At 62.9% G+C, this 14719-nt stretch carries 15 protein-coding genes and 1 tRNA gene; 4 read left to right on the forward strand and 12 right to left on the reverse strand.

All coding sequences use genetic code 11. The features are described from left to right. Nucleotides 1-168: 168 nt before the first annotated feature. The 4 genes from ssuD to GA0004734_RS13820 are packed head-to-tail and all read right to left on the reverse strand — an operon-like array spanning nucleotide 169 to nucleotide 3993. On the reverse strand, nucleotides 169-1338 hold the full coding sequence (ssuD, locus tag GA0004734_RS13805; RefSeq protein WP_092934559.1) for an FMNH2-dependent alkanesulfonate monooxygenase: 1170 nt from the start codon (nucleotides 1336-1338) through the stop codon (nucleotides 169-171). Continuing rightward, complete coding sequence (locus GA0004734_RS13810; RefSeq protein WP_092934561.1) at nucleotides 1335-2126, reverse strand: ABC transporter ATP-binding protein; 792 nt, start codon at nucleotides 2124-2126, stop codon at nucleotides 1335-1337. Before GA0004734_RS13810 ends, ssuD begins: the two co-directional genes overlap by 4 nt. Beyond that, the gene (locus GA0004734_RS13815; RefSeq protein WP_092934563.1) at nucleotides 2126-3013 is read right to left on the reverse strand and encodes an ABC transporter permease; all 888 of its coding nucleotides are present in this window, start codon (nucleotides 3011-3013) and stop codon (nucleotides 2126-2128) included. Before GA0004734_RS13815 ends, GA0004734_RS13810 begins: the two co-directional genes overlap by 1 nt. Next, entirely contained in the window at nucleotides 3013-3993 is a 981-nt protein-coding gene (locus tag GA0004734_RS13820; RefSeq protein ID WP_092936303.1) for an aliphatic sulfonate ABC transporter substrate-binding protein, read from the reverse strand. The genes GA0004734_RS13815 and GA0004734_RS13820 overlap by 1 nt, the downstream gene beginning before the upstream one ends. Before the next feature lie 182 nt (nucleotides 3994-4175). Here GA0004734_RS13820 and GA0004734_RS13825 point away from each other — a divergent pair, with 182 nt between their 5' ends. Continuing rightward, nucleotides 4176-5624 carry an FAD/NAD(P)-binding protein gene (locus tag GA0004734_RS13825; protein WP_092934565.1) on the forward strand — a complete coding sequence of 483 codons (1449 nt, stop codon included), beginning with the start codon at nucleotides 4176-4178 and terminating at the stop codon, nucleotides 5622-5624. A 219-nt stretch (nucleotides 5625-5843) separates the two neighbouring features. Next, a complete protein-coding gene (locus tag GA0004734_RS13830; protein WP_092934567.1) occupies nucleotides 5844-6398 on the forward strand; it encodes a flavin reductase family protein in 555 nt (184 codons plus the stop codon). Between the two features lie 211 nt (nucleotides 6399-6609). Here the strand turns inward: GA0004734_RS13830 and GA0004734_RS13835 are convergent. After that, nucleotides 6610-6685, reverse strand: a tRNA-Ile gene (locus GA0004734_RS13835). Nucleotides 6686-6839: 154 nt separating this feature from the next. Between GA0004734_RS13835 and GA0004734_RS13840 the strand changes: the two genes are divergently transcribed. Beyond that, nucleotides 6840-7598 (forward strand): SIMPL domain-containing protein, encoded by a 759-nt coding sequence (locus tag GA0004734_RS13840; protein WP_092934568.1) that lies wholly within the window; start codon nucleotides 6840-6842, stop codon nucleotides 7596-7598. A 281-nt stretch (nucleotides 7599-7879) separates the two neighbouring features. On the opposite strand, the gene GA0004734_RS13845 is transcribed toward GA0004734_RS13840, so the two are convergent. The 7 genes from GA0004734_RS13845 to rpoD all read right to left on the reverse strand — a co-directional run bounded on the left by GA0004734_RS13845 (nucleotide 7880) and on the right by rpoD (nucleotide 14138). Further along, the gene (locus tag GA0004734_RS13845; RefSeq protein ID WP_092934570.1) at nucleotides 7880-8254 is read right to left on the reverse strand and encodes a hypothetical protein; all 375 of its coding nucleotides are present in this window, start codon (nucleotides 8252-8254) and stop codon (nucleotides 7880-7882) included. Between the two features lie 170 nt (nucleotides 8255-8424). After that, entirely contained in the window at nucleotides 8425-8829 is a 405-nt protein-coding gene (locus GA0004734_RS13850; protein ID WP_092934572.1) for a nuclear transport factor 2 family protein, read from the reverse strand. 132 nt (nucleotides 8830-8961) lie between these two features. Then, nucleotides 8962-9384: a secondary thiamine-phosphate synthase enzyme YjbQ gene (locus GA0004734_RS13855; RefSeq protein ID WP_092934573.1), complete on the reverse strand. Its 423-nt coding sequence runs from the start codon at nucleotides 9382-9384 to the stop codon at nucleotides 8962-8964. A gap of 39 nt (nucleotides 9385-9423) precedes the next feature. Further along, a complete protein-coding gene (locus GA0004734_RS13860) occupies nucleotides 9424-9777 on the reverse strand; it encodes a DUF1428 domain-containing protein (RefSeq protein WP_092934575.1) in 354 nt (117 codons plus the stop codon). A 107-nt stretch (nucleotides 9778-9884) separates the two neighbouring features. Continuing rightward, nucleotides 9885-10745, reverse strand: a complete 861-nt coding sequence (locus GA0004734_RS13865; RefSeq protein WP_175386359.1) for a DUF930 domain-containing protein — start codon at nucleotides 10743-10745, stop codon at nucleotides 9885-9887. A 460-nt stretch (nucleotides 10746-11205) separates the two neighbouring features. Then, on the reverse strand, nucleotides 11206-11781 hold the full coding sequence (locus GA0004734_RS13870) for a GNAT family N-acetyltransferase (RefSeq protein WP_092934579.1): 576 nt from the start codon (nucleotides 11779-11781) through the stop codon (nucleotides 11206-11208). 302 nt (nucleotides 11782-12083) lie between these two features. Further along, nucleotides 12084-14138 carry an RNA polymerase sigma factor RpoD gene (gene rpoD, locus GA0004734_RS13875; protein WP_092934581.1) on the reverse strand — a complete coding sequence of 685 codons (2055 nt, stop codon included), beginning with the start codon at nucleotides 14136-14138 and terminating at the stop codon, nucleotides 12084-12086. A 193-nt stretch (nucleotides 14139-14331) separates the two neighbouring features. Between rpoD and GA0004734_RS13880 the strand changes: the two genes are divergently transcribed. Then, complete coding sequence (locus tag GA0004734_RS13880) at nucleotides 14332-14670, forward strand: hypothetical protein (protein ID WP_139056272.1); 339 nt, start codon at nucleotides 14332-14334, stop codon at nucleotides 14668-14670. Nucleotides 14671-14719 lie beyond the last annotated feature (49 nt).

The following is a 14719-nucleotide window of genomic DNA, read 5'->3' on the forward strand; positions in this document are numbered from 1 at the left end:
GGCATCGCGGAAGTATCCGGCAGCAAACAGAAACGCCTGATGGCCACACCATGCCCAAGGTAGAGACATGACGGCTTTTGTCGAGTAATTTTATAGACGAAGCAGCATAGCCATTGCCGATACCGTGCCCCGAGAGCAGGCACCGGTATCGGCGATGATGTCAGGACATCAGGACTGGCTGACCTTCAGCGTCGGGCGATGGTCGCCTGCGATCGTCTCGCCGAACGGCCCGGTATTGATCGACTTTTCGCGCGTCCTGACGGGATGTGCCAGCGGCAGGTTCGGTAGGACCAGCTCGCCGAAACGGTAGGCCTCCTCGAGATGTGGATAGCCCGACATGATGAACGTATCGATGCCGATCTCGCGATACTCCTCCATCCGCGCCTTCACCTGGTCGGGATCGCCCACCAGTGCCGTGCCGGCGCCACCGCGCACGAGGCCGACACCCGCCCAGAGATTGGGGCTCACCTCCAGCTTGTCGCGACGGCCGCCATGCAGGCGGCTCATGCGGCTCTGGCCCACCGAGTCCATGCGCTCGAATACCTTCTGGGCCGCCGCGATCGTATCGTCATCGAGATACTGGATGAGTTCGTCGGCCGCCCGCCAGGCCGCTTCCGCCGTCTCACGCACGATGACATGCAGGCGGATACCGAAGGTGACCTCGCGGCCTTCGCTGTCGGCCAGCGCCCGAACCTCGGCGATCTTCTTTGCCACGTCCTCCGGCGGTTCACCCCAGGTCAGATACTTATCGATGGTGCGGGCCGCAACTTCCTGCCCGATACCGGAGGAGCCGCCGAAGTACAGCGGCGGATGCGGCGTCTGGTAGGACGGGAACAGCACGCGCCCATCCTGAATATCGAAGTGCTTGCCCTTGTGGTTGACCGTCTCGCCCTGAAGCAGCGCCTTGTAGATGTGGAGGAACTCCTCCGTCACCTCGTAACGCTCGGCGTGGGCATAGTGAATGCCGTCGCCCTTGTTCTCGATCGGATCGCCACCGGTCACGACGTTGATGAGCACGCGGCCTTCTGAAATGCGGTCGAGCGTCGCCGTCATCCGGGCGGCTAGCGTCGGCGACAACAGGCCGGGACGAACGGCGATCAGATATTTCAGCTTTTCCGTGAGGGGTGCGAGCGCCGACGCGACGACCCAGCTGTCTTCGCAACTCTTGCCGGTGGGGATGAGCACGCCGTAATAGCCGAGCGAATCGGCTGCCTGCGCAACCTGCTTGAGATAGGCCAGATCGACATTGCGGCCACCGATGGTGGTGCCGAGATAGCGGCTGTCGCCATGGGTCGGCAGGAACCAGAGGACGTTGATTTTTTCAGGGGCGGAAGTCATGACGATGTCTCCAGAACGGAAGGATGCTGTGTCCAGACCTTGCGGATTTCAGCAGGGGCGGAGGCGGAAAGGGATTGATCGAGCGCGGCGCGGACGGCGACCCTCGCACGATCGAAATCGGCACCGCCGCGCTGGTGCGGTCGCGCGATGACGATCTCGTCGAGAATGCGGCCGGGCCACGGCTTCATGACGATGACGCGGTGGGCGAGCGAAACGGCCTCGTCGATATCGAGCGTCACGAGGATCATCGTCGCCTGCGTCTCCGACCAGATATCGAGGAGATGTTGCTGAAGCGTCTCGCGCGTCAAGGCGTCGAGCGCGGAGAACGGCTCGTCGAGCAGTAGAACCTCCGGCCGGGTCACCAGCGCGCGGGCAATGGCGACGCGCTGCGCCTGCCCGCCGGAGAGCGCCTTGGGCAGCCGGTCGCCATAGGCCTCCAGGCTCACACGACAGAGCGCCTCGTGGATCCGCGATGCCTGCTCCGCCCGTGACAGATGCGCAAGCCCGAAGCCGACATTGTCCCCAACGCTGAGCCAGGGCAGAAGGCGCGGCTCCTGAAAGATGAGGTTGATCAGCGGATGCGGCTGCTTCACCGTTTCGCCATTGATGCTGACGGTGCCCGTGGTCGGCGTGTCGAGCCCGCCGATCAGCCGCAGAAGCGTGCTCTTGCCGCAGCCGGAACCCCCGATGACAGCCACGATCTCGCCCGGCCGTGCGTCCAGTGTAAAGCCGGCGAGCGCCTGCATGCCAGCTGCATAGGTCTTGCCCAGTCCTGTCAGCGAGAGCATCAGAGACCTCCCCGGCTGAAATTGTCCTGCCACGCAATGAGCGGCGCGGTGGCGCGCACCAGAAGCGCATCCGACAGCTTGCCGATGACCGCGAAGATCAGGATCGCCGCCATGATCTGGTCCGGCTTGCCGAGCTGCTGGCCATCCACAAGAAGATAGCCAAGGCCTTCCGATGCCCCCATGAACTCCGCTGCGACGACGAACATCCAGCCGAGCCCGAGCCCCGCCCGCAGCGAGACGATGAAGGCCGGCAGCACGGCGGGAAAGAGAATGCGCCGAACGAGATCGAACCCACTCAGCCGGAAGATCCGCCCGACCTCGACGATCTTGCGATCGACCGACAGCAGCGCCGTGGATACGCCGAGATAGACGGGAAAGAACACGCCCGTGGCGATCAGCACCACCTTGGACGTCTCGAAGATGCCGAACCAGAGAATGAACAGCGGCACCCAGGCGATCGACGGAATGGCGCGCAGCGCCTGCAAGGTCGGATCGACCGCTGCATGCACGAGCCGGAAATAGCCGGTAAGGCTTCCCGCAAGCGCACCGGCCGCGGCGCCAGTGAGAAAGCCAAGCAGCACCCGCAGACAAGTCGAGGCGATATGGTCGGCCAGTTGCCCCTCAGTCCACAGATCGGCGAGCGTGGCAAGAATGCGCGACGGCGGCGGAACGAGCCGCCCGGTAGTCAGCCCGCTATCGACAGCCAACTCCCAAAGAAGAAACGCGCTGATCGGCAGTGCAACGGCAAGGGCGAACCGAATGAGCGCACCGCCCCAGCCGCTTGTCGAAGAGCGGAGCCAGAATGCCCGTCGCGAAACGGCAGCCTTGTCCGTCCGCCCGTCGCCGATGCCCGTTCCCAATCCTGCTTCTGCCGCGCCGATGGTCATTACTTAATGAGATCCTGACTGAAGCTTGGGTCGATAAGGTCGGCCACCGTTTTCCGGATATCGGCATCGGCCGGCAGAACGCCCGCCTCCTGAAGAGCAAGGCCCGCCTTGGTGATGGTCTCGGCCTGCACATCGCCGATGCGCGATGTCGAAAGATCCGTGCGCTCCAGCTGTCGGTCGATGACCGCCTCGGGCAGCTTCGCGGCATTGATTAGCGCCGCCTTCAACGCAGCGGGATCGGCCAGCGCCTGCTTGCGCGCCTCCTCATAGGCGGCCAGAACACGCTTCACGATGTCGGGGTGTTCGGCGGCAAAGCTTTCCGGCGTGTTCAGAACGCCCCAGCTGTTGTTCTCCGGGTTGCGATAGAAGAGCTTTGCGCCCTCCTCCACTTCGGACGCCGCCATCAGCGGATCTAGACCCGCCCAGGCATCGACATCGCCGCGGCTCAGCGCCAGCCGGCCATCGGCGTGCTGCAGCAGCACGAACGTCACGTCTTTCGATGTCAGGCCGGCATCTGCCAGCGCCCGCACCAGAAACACGTGCGGATCCGTTCCGCGCGTCACGGCAACCGTCTTGCCCTTGAGATCGGCGACGCTCACAATCTTGGAGTCCTTGCCCGTCACCAGCGCCGTCCACTCCGGACGCGAGTAGACATAAACGGACTTGATGGGATTGCCGTTGACGCGGGCGATCAGCGCCGCAGCGCCGGCCGTGGACCCGAAATCGATCGAGCCGGCATTCAGATATTCGAGCGCCTTGTTGGACCCGGCAGACTGGACCCAGCGAATGCTGATCCCGTCCTTCTCGAACGCCTTTTCCAGCAGGCCTTCCTTCTTGAGGAGCAGACTGACCGGATTATAGGTTGCCCAGTCGATCCGGATCTCCTTCACATCGGCAGCGAGCGCGCCGCTCACGGCCCCGCCAAGCACCACGCCGGTAGCAATGCCGAGTGCCAGAAATTTGTCCAAAATCGTCGCCATGTCGCCCACCGTCCTTTCGCCGCCGGCCGCTGCCGGGAAGATCAGGAAGGTAGAAAGGAGACATGCCGGGAAGAAGGAATGCCTTTCTATTATCTACCAAATCCTTAGAATTTCTACATTTGCAGGAGACCCGCATTCGGTGGAAGGTGCGCCCACTCGAAGCGAATGGATGTGATACCCTCATGACGATCACCGATGTGCGCCTGTCGGCCGCGGTTCAGACAGGCCAGCCCAGGGTAGCCGCCCGCAAGACCATCGCCATCATCGGTGGCGGGTTTTCCGGTGCGGCGGTCGCCTATCACTTAGCCGGAAACGCCGACGTCGCCTTCCAGACCGACATCGTCGTCTTCGAGCCCCGCGCCGAAATCGGCCGCGGCCTTGCCTATGACACCGCCGATCCGGCCCACCGCATCAACGTGCCCGCGGCCCGCATGAGCCTGCACCCGGACGAGCCCGAGCACTTCGTAGCCTGGCTCGAGCGGACGAACGCGATCGCCGAAGACAACGAGGCAAGACGCCCGGACGGTGCACTCTACCCGCGACGCGGCATGTTCGGCGCCTATGTCGCCGACAGCCTGAAACCACACATCGAAAGCGGCGCCGTGCGCCACGTCCGCCCGGCCGTGACGGCGGTGCGCAGCGCTGCTGGCGGATGGGAGGTCGAGGACGACACCGGGACACGCCACGACGCCGCCCTCGTCGTCATCGCCACGACGCATCCGCCACCGGCACCGCCCCGCGCGCTCGCCGAGGCGCTGGGTGACCATCCACGCTTCGTGCCCGATCCGACGCGACCCCGCTCCCTCGCCGCGATCCGCCCGCACGACGATGTCCTCATCGTCGGAAACGGCCTGACCTCCGCCGATGTCGTTGCCTCGCTCACGGGCACTGGCCATCACGGCCGCATCCTCTCCGTTTCGCGCCGTGGTCTGCGCGCACGCGGCCATGCGCCGTTCCCGCAGGAGCCCTTCGGCGACTTTCTCACCCCACCACCCACCTCTGCCCGCGAGCTCGTCAAACAGATCCGCGACGCGATCCGCACGACGGAAGCCGCCGGCCTCACATGGCATGCCGTCATCGATCAGGTTCGCACACAGGCCGCCACCTTCTGGCCCGGCCTGTCGATCTCCGAGCGCCGCCGCATCGTCCGACACCTTCGGGTCTTCTGGGACGTCCACCGCTTCCGCATCGCCCCGCAGGTCGAACAGGCCCTCGATACGGCGATCGAAGCGGGCCGTCTCGACATCGTCGCAGGCTCCGTCCGGCAGGCCCGCATCGAGGAAGATCGCATCCGTGTCACGCTGAAGCTGAAAGGGTTGGCCAGCACCATCGAACGCCTCTTCGACGCCGTGGTCGTGACCACCGGCCCCGCCCATGGCGGCATTCTCGACAGCCAGGCCTGGCTGCGCGATCTCCGGGACGCCGGCCATCTCCGCCTCGACCCGACGGGCCTCGGCATCGATTGCGACGCGGAATTTCGCGCGCTCAACACAGACGGCCTACCGAACGACAGCCTCATGATCTCCGGTCCGCTTGCCCGCGGTCGCTTCGGCGAGCTGATGGGACTGCCGGAGGTGAGCGAGCACGCCCGCTTCGTCGCCGCTCGCGTCGCCGAAGCGCTGCTTGCGTAACAGCACGCCGCCGCGATCACCGCACCGTAAGAGCCGGTGAAAAACGGTAATCCATTCCCGGTGCGATGCCTGCGGTGGCATTCTCTTCTTTGTCTAGAATTAACGTAGACATTATCCTGCCGGCCGACCGGAGATGGACAGACATACGGATCTGCCACATCGCCCGCGCCGAACACATGCCGCCAGCTTCAAGCCCGGCCATTCCGGAAAGAAAATGCGATGAGCCTTGCCAAGACCTCTTCAGCCGCAAACGGTATCAGCGCTGCGGCCAAAGCGCCGCCGTCCATCGTCCCGTACGATGGAACAGAGCAGTTGAAGCAGGCCATGCGCCACGTCGCCGCCACGGTCTCCGTCATCACCGCGGGCACGGACGACCGGACCGGCGCGACGGTCACCTCCGCAACGGCCCTGAGCGTCGATCCTCCGACGATGATCGTCAACATCAACCGCTCGTCCTCCAGCTGGCCGGTGATCGCCCGCCACGGCCATTTCTGCGTCAACATCCTGTCGGACGACCAACGGGACATCGCCGATCGCTTCGCCGGAAAAGACGGTCTCCGAGGCCCCGCCCGCTATGAAGGCGCCGCGTGGACAAGACTCGCCAGCGGCGCCCCCGTCCTCAGCGAGGCCCTCTCCGCTATCGACTGCGAGGTCGAGCACATCATCGAACACCACACCCACGCCATCATCATCGGCCGCGTCCTCGCCATCAGGCAAAAGGATGGCGTACCCTTGCTCTACCACAACGGTGGATACGGCACGTTCCGAGGGTAAAGGAAGCCCGTTCAGGGGTGGCCTCCGAACTGTTCGTGAGAGACTCGATTGCAAGGTCCGGGCTTTTCCGGACGGACGATGACGCTCAGGAACATGGCTGCTGAAGGCTGAGCTACAGCGCAGATTCCGAAGCCGGACTTGCCCCTCACAGAGAAACTTAGAAGGGGTGCATTCAAAATAATGAAATGATTTCAATTACTAGGAATTGAAATGGTGGGCCCGGAGGGACTCGAACCCCCAACCAAGCGGTTATGAGCCGCCGGCTCTAACCATTGAGCTACAGGCCCTGACGGCGGTGCCGTTTGCGGGAGGTCAATGGTGGCCTCCGCGGGATGGCTTTAGCGGAATTTCGGGATTGTCACAAGGGACCGCCGTATTCCCTTCACATTCGGCCCGCAACAAGGTCGCAGGGACGAAATAGATGAAGAGAAAGAACCTGATATGACGTCAACGCTCCGCCTGCGCCGTGCCCTTCCGGCTGGCCTCGCTGCCACTCTTGCGTTCGCCGTGGCGACCACGGCGGCCCTGCCCGCTTTCGCCCAGACACCGCCGCCGCCGCATCGCGAGGCCGTGATCGAGGTCAGCGGCGAAGGACGCGCGGCTGTCGCGCCAGATATGGCGATCCTCTCCTTCAGCGTGGTGACGGATGGCAAGACGGCGCGGGAAGCGCTCGATGGCAACTCGAAGGCGATGACCGATGTTCTGGGCGCCCTGCGCACCGGCGGTATTGCCGATCGGGATCTCCAGACCTCCGGCTTTGCGGTCAATCCGCAGTACCGCTACCCCGAAAACAACAACGGCACCGAGCCCCCGACCCTCATCGGCTATCAGGTGGCCAACACGCTGACCGTGCGTCTGCGCGAGATCGCCAAGCTGGGCGCGATCATCGATCAGGCCGTGACACTCGGCGTCAATCAGGGCGGCAGCATCCAGTTCACGAACGACAAGCCGGAGGCAACGCTCGACGAAGCCCGCAAGGCGGCCGTTGCCGACGCGATAACAAAGGCGCGGACGCTTGCCGAAGCGGCGGGCGTCAAACTCGGGCGGGTGATCGAGATCAACGAGAGTGCCGGCCGCCCCGAACCGATGCCCATGGCCCGCGCCATGGCCAAGGATATGGCCGAAACGTCCGTTCCGATCGCAAACGGCGAAAACAGCTATAACGTCACTGTCAACGTAACCTTTGCGATCAATTCCTGACAGCAAAATGAAGCGGCGAGCCTTGTCCTGGCTCGCCGCTCCGTCCTCTGGGGGCTAGGAATGCCCATCGCCGCTCGTAAGGCCCAAGGCCCGGCGGAGGCAGAGGAGATTCGCGCCGAAGCAGCGGGACGGTTCGTCGCCAGGCTCTCTCCTCTTCCCTGCAAATTCTCATCAAGAGCACCCATCATTGAAAAAGCCTGCCGGCCCCGTTTGGACCCGGCAGGCTTTTCGATTCATGCGATCGGCATAGCAAGACGCCGATCATAAGGCCGGTAGCTGGATTACCGGCCGAGAGCGGGGCATCCCCGGACATTTGCGAATGTTACCGTGCGGAAACCGCCTCGAAAGCGGCCTTCCACGACGACACGGCGTGGGGTGACATCAACCACACGGGCGCGCCGCAGGCCGTAGGCGCTGGCCTTGTCGGCAGCAAGCCACGGTGCGCAACGACCCCGGCGGTCACGGCCCCAGTCGCGGCGGTCGCGATCGTGGCGGTTGCGCGACCAGTCGCGCTCGTCGCGATACTGAACATCGACCACGGAGCCGGAGTGGAGGCCGAGACGGATCTGGTCGGCGGATGCGGTGCCGGCAAAGGCGGAAAGGCCGGAGACGCCGATCAGCGCGGCAACGGCAAGTCGGGTGATCATGGTTTTCATAGAGCGTTTCCTCGATCGTCTGGAGCGCAGCGGCGTCGCCGCAGGGCGTTCATTTGTTGCTCGCCGTCTTCTGGCGAAGGCCCCCTTTCTAGCGCGAGGAAGCTGAATGTAGGTAAAATCGCACATTCACGTCCCGTTCATTTTGAACGAGCCGCCCCGAGAGATGCCCTCTAGCGCAGCAATTGCTGCTCGAAGATGCGGATGTTGCGGTAATGGGTGAGGCGCGTCACGCTCGGCCCGTCGAACTCGAAGACGAAGACGCTCGGGATCGAATAGGACTGCCCACTTGCCGGGGGAAAGCCGGCCATGCTCTCACGATAGTGTCCGCGCGCTGTAACATCCACGGCGACGCGCTGGCCGAGCTGATCGCGCATCGGCACCATATCGACGAATTCCTCATCAAAATGCCGGAAGTAGCTCATGATCGCCAGCCGCAACGGATGCGAGCCGATGGCACGCTGTCCGGTCAGGGTATCGAGTGCCGCATCCTCGTCCAGAAACCCTGCGATCGTCTCGAAATCGCGGTGGTTCAGCGCCTCCATGAAACGTTGCGCGATCGTCTGTACGTCGGTCATCTCTCCTCCATCGTCGTCCGCCCACACATTATCAAAGCATATGCCCATGAGAAAGGAGGATGTGGGCGCAGCCGATGTCAAGCAGCGGTCTCGTGCGGACCGTCGCCGCACAGCCGGCATGAATGCTCTCGACTAACATCCCAGATGAAGCACCACCTCGCGCCGATGCGGGCGCTGGCGATGTTCGAAGAGATAGAGGCCTTGCCACGTGCCGAGCACAAGGCGCCCCACCGATACGGGAATGCCGATCGACACGGCGGTGAGTGCCGCCTTGATATGCGCCGGCATGTCGTCCGGCCCCTCGTCGGTGTGAATGACCCAACACATGGTGGGGTCGTCGGACGGCGGTACGAGGCGCGAGAAGAACGTGTCGAGATCCCGCCGCACGTCGGGATCAGCATTTTCCTGGATGAGCAGCGAGCAGGAGGTATGACGGACGAACACCGTCAGCAATCCCTCTTCGACCCCGGACTGTCGCACAAAGGCCTGCACCTCGCCGGTAAACTCGTAGAGCCCCGCGCCGCGGGTCGATACGGTCAGCATAGTCTGTGGCATGATATCTCCCGGATGCTGATGGATCGGCGGAAGCCTGTTCTATACTTGAACAAGCATGTTGAACCCACCATAGATCATTCTCTGTCCGTCGAACGGCATGGCCTGAGGATCGATCTTCAGTCGCGGATCCGCCATGACCCTCGGCACGATCAGGTCTCGCTCGGCCTTGGAGGCGTAGACGATCCAGGCGAAGATCACCACCTCGTCCGCGGTTGCCTGCACGGCGCGGGGAAACGAGGTGACGTGCCCATAGGGCAGATCGTCGCCGACGCATTCCACGTAACCCAGTGCTCCGTGCGCCTTCCAGACTGCGCTGGCCAAGCGCGCAAGGTCCGAATATGCGTCGAGCCGATCCCGGCGCACGGCGACGATGAAGCCATCGACGTAGGTCATATCTCCTCCTTTCACGCGCAAGAGCGTGCGTTCGGTATGGCGAAAGAAGGCGAAGGCTGGCGAGATGTTCCGCAATGAGGGACGAGCCGGCCGCAAAAGGTGCAAACTCAATCCGCGGGAAGACGGCGGCTGGCCCAGGCGCTGCGCGGAATCGTTCCGCCAAGGGCAAAGCGGAAGGCCGTAATCGTATCGAACGTGGCGTTGACGGTGCATTCGAACGTGATCTCGCGCCACACGCCGCGGGATCGGACGGCGCCACCGCGGGCGCTGAGATGCTGCCCGGAAATCAAACCACCATTCCTCCCGAACACCTTGATAATCTCCGGGACAAACGCCGCGCTGGAGTGTCTTGTCTGCTCAAGCGCCTCGATGCTGCAGATCTGCACGAGACGTGCTTCCGGCGGCAACGTGTCCAAGGCGCCGCGCACACGCGGATCTGCCAGAATGTTCTTGGAATAGAGCGTCTTCGCCGGCTTCGGTGCCGGCGCCGGTGTCGGCTTTGCCTGCGGGATGGCGGGCGTGGCGGGAACGTAGGCCGCCTGCTCACTCGGCGTCATCGGCGAGTCGTCCGCACTCTCCGGCAGCGGAGCGGCTGGCGTTTCCTCTGAGCTCTTACCATCCTCCGGGGGAGGTGTTTCGCGCAAAGGCTGCGGCTCTTGCTCGGCAGAAGGTGCCTCGGTGGCGGGCTTCGGTGACACGGGAGAAACGGCCGACCCCTTTCCTTCACCCGAAATGGTTGTGCCCGCGAGGATCTCCGGTACGGCCGAAGGCGTCTCCGTCTGTTCTGGTTCTGGCGCAGGCGTTGGTGATGCGGCCGAACCCGGCGTCGGTTCTGTGATAGGCGCCTTGGCCGTGGTGGGGGGTGCCGTATCCGGTTTGTCCGCTTGCGCGGGGCTCGTCGGTGGCGCCTCGACCGGCTCGGGCGGTACCGTATCAACGTGTTTCGCGTCACCGTCCGGTGCCGGCATCTCGACGGGATCCGGAGGCGCATCCGGCTCTGCCGCCGCAGACGCTTCGAAGGGCCGCGATGGCGCGGCAGGCGGCGGCTCGGCCGGAGCCGGTGTCTCGCCGGGTGGTGGAGGAGGAGATGCAGACTCCGGCTTGGCGGCAGCGGCTGGCTGCCGCGGTGCCTTCTCCGCTTTCGTGGCCTCGGGCTCTGGCGGCGGCGGCTGTGGTGGTTCCGGCTCGGGCACGATTTCCACGGTGACGCTCGGCTCGACCGGCGCCTCTGCCGTTTTCTCGGGAAGGTGCAGAAGGAATGGCGCAACAACGGCGGCATGAAGCGCTAGCGAGGCGAGGATCGCCAGGAGAGGTCTATCGTACCGCCGCTGAGAAGAATCTGATGTCACGGGGATGGACATAGGCACTTTCCGCCGCAAGACCAAGCGGAGGGCGGCCTCGCCGGGGTTTTCTCGTCACGGATAACGATCAGCTTTCTGCCTGCACAGGTTCAAAGCCGAGGTCCGAGGACATTTTCGCCATGGCGATAACATCGGCATAGGCACCGTTGCGAAACGCATAGGCCCGCAACAGGCCTTCGCGCCGAAAGCCAGAACGCTCGTAAAGCGCGATCGCCCCAGCATTGTCGGAAAACACCGTCAGTTCCACACGCCGGATCTGCAGCCAGTTGAAAGCCGCATCCAGAAGCGCATCGAGCAGAGCGACGCCGATACCCTGCCGTTGAAAATCGTCATGAACGCCGAAGCCGAGAATGGCGACATGCTGGCGCCGGCCGGTCTGGCGATGCAGGCCACCTAGCCCCACGATTCGCCCATCGATCTCCGCCACCACCACCGTCGATGCCGCCTCCCCGCCTGCCCCCAACCACCGTGCCGTAGCTTCTTCGCTTTGAAACGGCAGCCTTTGCGTGCCCGCCCGATAAAGCGGAAGATTGGAAAGCTCCGTGATCCCTGCGACATCGCGCTGTTCGGCCGCTCGAAGTCTCAGCCCTTCGGGAAGACGACGATCGGGGTAAGAATGTGAGAAAGGTAATGGATCAGCCATGGATCGCTCCTTGAAGGGTCAAGGGCGAGCCGTCACCGGGCCACCCTTTGGAAGGGGGCACGGACGGCGGAACAGACGATCAGTCCCGACAACGCTCCGCACACCCCATGCGGGATGTCACGATGCAGGTCGTCATGAAGCAGATGCGGTTCATACGACAAAGCGTATGCAGCTTACTGCCGACAGTCAAGGAGGCCGGCCAGCGCATGATGCCGTCACCTCCCGCACACCTCAGCCCATAAACGAAAACGGCGCCCGCTTGGTCGCGGACGCCGTTTGATTATCGTGCTTAAATGATTGGCTCAGCTGTCGAGGAACGATCGCAGCTTGCGCGACCGGCTTGGGTGCTTAAGCTTGCGAAGCGCCTTCGCTTCGATCTGGCGAATACGTTCGCGCGTGACCGAGAACTGCTGGCCGACTTCTTCCAACGTGTGGTCCGTGTTCATGCCAATGCCGAAGCGCATGCGCAGGACGCGTTCTTCGCGCGGCGTCAGCGATGCCAGAACGCGTGTCGTCGTCTCGCGCAGGTTCGCCTGAATGGCGGCGTCGATCGGCAGAAGCGCGTTCTTGTCCTCGATGAAGTCGCCAAGATGGCTGTCTTCCTCGTCGCCCACCGGGGTTTCGAGCGAAATCGGCTCCTTGGCGATCTTCAGGACCTTGCGGACCTTCTCAAGCGGCATGGCCAGCTTCTCGGCCAGCTCTTCCGGGGTCGGCTCGCGGCCGATCTCGTGCAGCATCTGGCGCGATGTGCGGACGATCTTGTTGATCGTCTCGATCATGTGTACCGGAATACGGATCGTGCGCGCCTGGTCGGCAATCGAACGTGTGATCGCTTGCCGGATCCACCATGTGGCATAGGTCGAGAACTTGTAGCCGCGACGATACTCGAACTTATCGACCGCCTTCATGAGGCCGATATTGCCTTCCTGGATCAGATCCAGAAACTGAAGGCCACGGTTCGTGTACTTCTTGGCGATCGAGATCACGAGGCGGAGGTTGGCTTCCACCATCTCCTTCTTCGCGATCCGGGCTTCACGTTCGCCCTTCTGGACCATGTGAACGATCCGCCGGAATTCCGAGATCGAGATACCGGTTTCCGTCGCCAGATTGTGAATCTCGCCACGAATTGTGCTGATCATGTGCTCTTCGTTCTTCACGAAGGGCGCCCAGCCACGTCCCGTCAGGTTGCTGACCGTTTCCATCCAGTTCGTCACAAGTTCGCTGCCGGAATACTGCTCCAGGAACGAGTCGCGCTTCACGCCGTAGCTTTCGGCCAGACGCAGCAGCTTGCCTTCGTTCTGCACCAGCCGCTTGTTGATGTCGTAGAGCTGCTCGACCAGGTTATCGACGCGATTCTGGTTGAGGGACAGCGACTTCACAGCGGTGATGAGCTCGTCCTTGAGCTCCTTGTACTTCTTTTCCTGGGCGGATGTCAGCGATCCCGTCGCAGCATTCATCCGCAACTCGACCTGCTGGTCCTGCAGCTTGCGCAGCTTCTTGTAGGTCTCGGCAATGATGTCGAGCGTTTCCATGACCTGCGGGCGCAGTTCCGCTTCCATCGCGGCGAGCGAAAGGTTCGACTCGTCGTCGTCCTCTTCCTCCTCCTCGGGCGGCAGGCCCTCGCCACCGACATTGGTGATGTCGTCTTCGCTGCTGCGCGAACGGCGGGTTTTTTCCTTCTCTTCGGCCGCCTTCCGGTCTGCCTCGATCTTCTCGGGCGACTGGAACTGCGGCGCAGCCTTGGCTTCCGGCCCCGAATAGGTCGTTTCGAGATCGATAATCTCGCGCAGGAGCGTCTGGCCTTCGTTCAGTTCGTCACGCCAGATAATGATGGCCTGGAACGTCAGCGGGCTCTCGCAGAGACCCGCGATCATCGTCTCGCGACCAGCCTCGATGCGCTTGGCGATCGCGATTTCGCCCTCGCGCGACAGCAGCTCGACCGAGCCCATTTCGCGCAGATACATCCGCACCGGATCGTCCGTCCGGTCCGTCGGTTCTTTCTTCTTGGCGGTTGCAAGCGCGGTGCCGCTTGAGGTCGCGATTTCGCCCCCCTCGCTATCGGGCTCGTCGTCGCTTGCCTCTTCTTCGCCGCCGGACGCGCTCTCGTCGACCTCTTCATCCTCGACGACATTGATACCCATGTCGGACAACATGGCCATCGTGTCTTCGATCTGCTCGGAGGTCACCTCTTCGGACGGAAGCACGGAATTCAACTCGTCCATCGTGACGTAGCCGCGCTTCTTGGCGGCCTTGATCATCTTCTTGACCGCGTCGTCCGAGAGATCGAGAAGCGGGCCGTCCGTTGCGCCGTCGCGTTCAGATTCGGCTTCTTCGTTCTCTTTGACTTTGGTTGCCATTCTTCGTCGCTTTCTTTGGACCAGCATTCCACGTTGGAGCGGTGACGAGCCGTGTGGCCCGGGCGCCTTTCGGCGCAACACCGCGAACATTACCCCTGACCTAACGGGCTGATATTAATTCCCGATTAACCACGGCATCTGCCGCGATCATCCCGGTCGGCTGCGACAGCAGCACGCTCCAAACATCACTTGCATGATGATCGTTTCCGCCGTATCCAATAAACCTTCCAAGCCAAAGACGGTTGATTCCCAGATTCTTTGGCTACGTCAAGCTCTTCCGGCAGAAAACAGCGCAATTAGGCGAAAAACGCCGGAATTAAGGCTCGGCATTGCCGCTATGTCTATCTGCTATGCAGATGTAGGACGTTTCACCCGCAAGACAAGAGCAAGACGAAAGGTTGCGCACGCAAGCAACCGCGCTGGTCTTCTTTCACCCGAGACGCTCCCACGGGTAAGTCACATCCCACAAGACTTTCTTGCACTTGGCATGAAAAGAGCCTTCCAACAAGACGAAGGCTGCGTTCGCGCATGACGGTCCAGCTGAACCACGGCATTCGGTCGAGAGACAGGCTTCAAGGACG

This window comes from Rhizobium sp. 9140 (assembly GCF_900067135.1).
In the GTDB taxonomy this organism is placed as follows: domain Bacteria; phylum Pseudomonadota; class Alphaproteobacteria; order Rhizobiales; family Rhizobiaceae; genus Ferranicluibacter.

Excerpts from the sequence above, each read along its gene's own strand:
- GA0004734_RS13870 (WP_092934579.1), bottom strand. The coding sequence starts at position 11,781 with ATGGCTGATCCATTACCTTTCTCACATTCTTACCCCGATCGTCGTCTT.
- GA0004734_RS13845 (WP_092934570.1), bottom strand. The coding sequence starts at position 8,254 with ATGAAAACCATGATCACCCGACTTGCCGTTGCCGCGCTGATCGGCGTC.
- ssuD (WP_092934559.1), bottom strand. The coding sequence starts at position 1,338 with ATGACTTCCGCCCCTGAAAAAATCAACGTCCTCTGGTTCCTGCCGACC.
- GA0004734_RS13850 (WP_092934572.1), bottom strand. The coding sequence starts at position 8,829 with ATGACCGACGTACAGACGATCGCGCAACGTTTCATGGAGGCGCTGAAC.
- GA0004734_RS13810 (WP_092934561.1), bottom strand. The coding sequence starts at position 2,126 with ATGCTCTCGCTGACAGGACTGGGCAAGACCTATGCAGCTGGCATGCAG.
- GA0004734_RS13820 (WP_092936303.1), bottom strand. The coding sequence starts at position 3,993 with ATGGCGACGATTTTGGACAAATTTCTGGCACTCGGCATTGCTACCGGC.
- GA0004734_RS13815 (WP_092934563.1), bottom strand. The coding sequence starts at position 3,013 with ATGACCATCGGCGCGGCAGAAGCAGGATTGGGAACGGGCATCGGCGAC.
- GA0004734_RS13880 (WP_139056272.1), top strand. The coding sequence starts at position 14,332 with ATGATGATCGTTTCCGCCGTATCCAATAAACCTTCCAAGCCAAAGACG.
- GA0004734_RS13830 (WP_092934567.1), top strand. The coding sequence starts at position 5,844 with ATGAGCCTTGCCAAGACCTCTTCAGCCGCAAACGGTATCAGCGCTGCG.
- GA0004734_RS13860 (WP_092934575.1), bottom strand. The coding sequence starts at position 9,777 with ATGACCTACGTCGATGGCTTCATCGTCGCCGTGCGCCGGGATCGGCTC.
- GA0004734_RS13840 (WP_092934568.1), top strand. The coding sequence starts at position 6,840 with ATGACGTCAACGCTCCGCCTGCGCCGTGCCCTTCCGGCTGGCCTCGCT.
- GA0004734_RS13825 (WP_092934565.1), top strand. The coding sequence starts at position 4,176 with ATGACGATCACCGATGTGCGCCTGTCGGCCGCGGTTCAGACAGGCCAG.
- GA0004734_RS13855 (WP_092934573.1), bottom strand. The coding sequence starts at position 9,384 with ATGCCACAGACTATGCTGACCGTATCGACCCGCGGCGCGGGGCTCTAC.
- GA0004734_RS13865 (WP_175386359.1), bottom strand. The coding sequence starts at position 10,745 with ATGCCGGCACCGGACGGTGACGCGAAACACGTTGATACGGTACCGCCC.
- rpoD (WP_092934581.1), bottom strand. The coding sequence starts at position 14,138 with ATGGCAACCAAAGTCAAAGAGAACGAAGAAGCCGAATCTGAACGCGAC.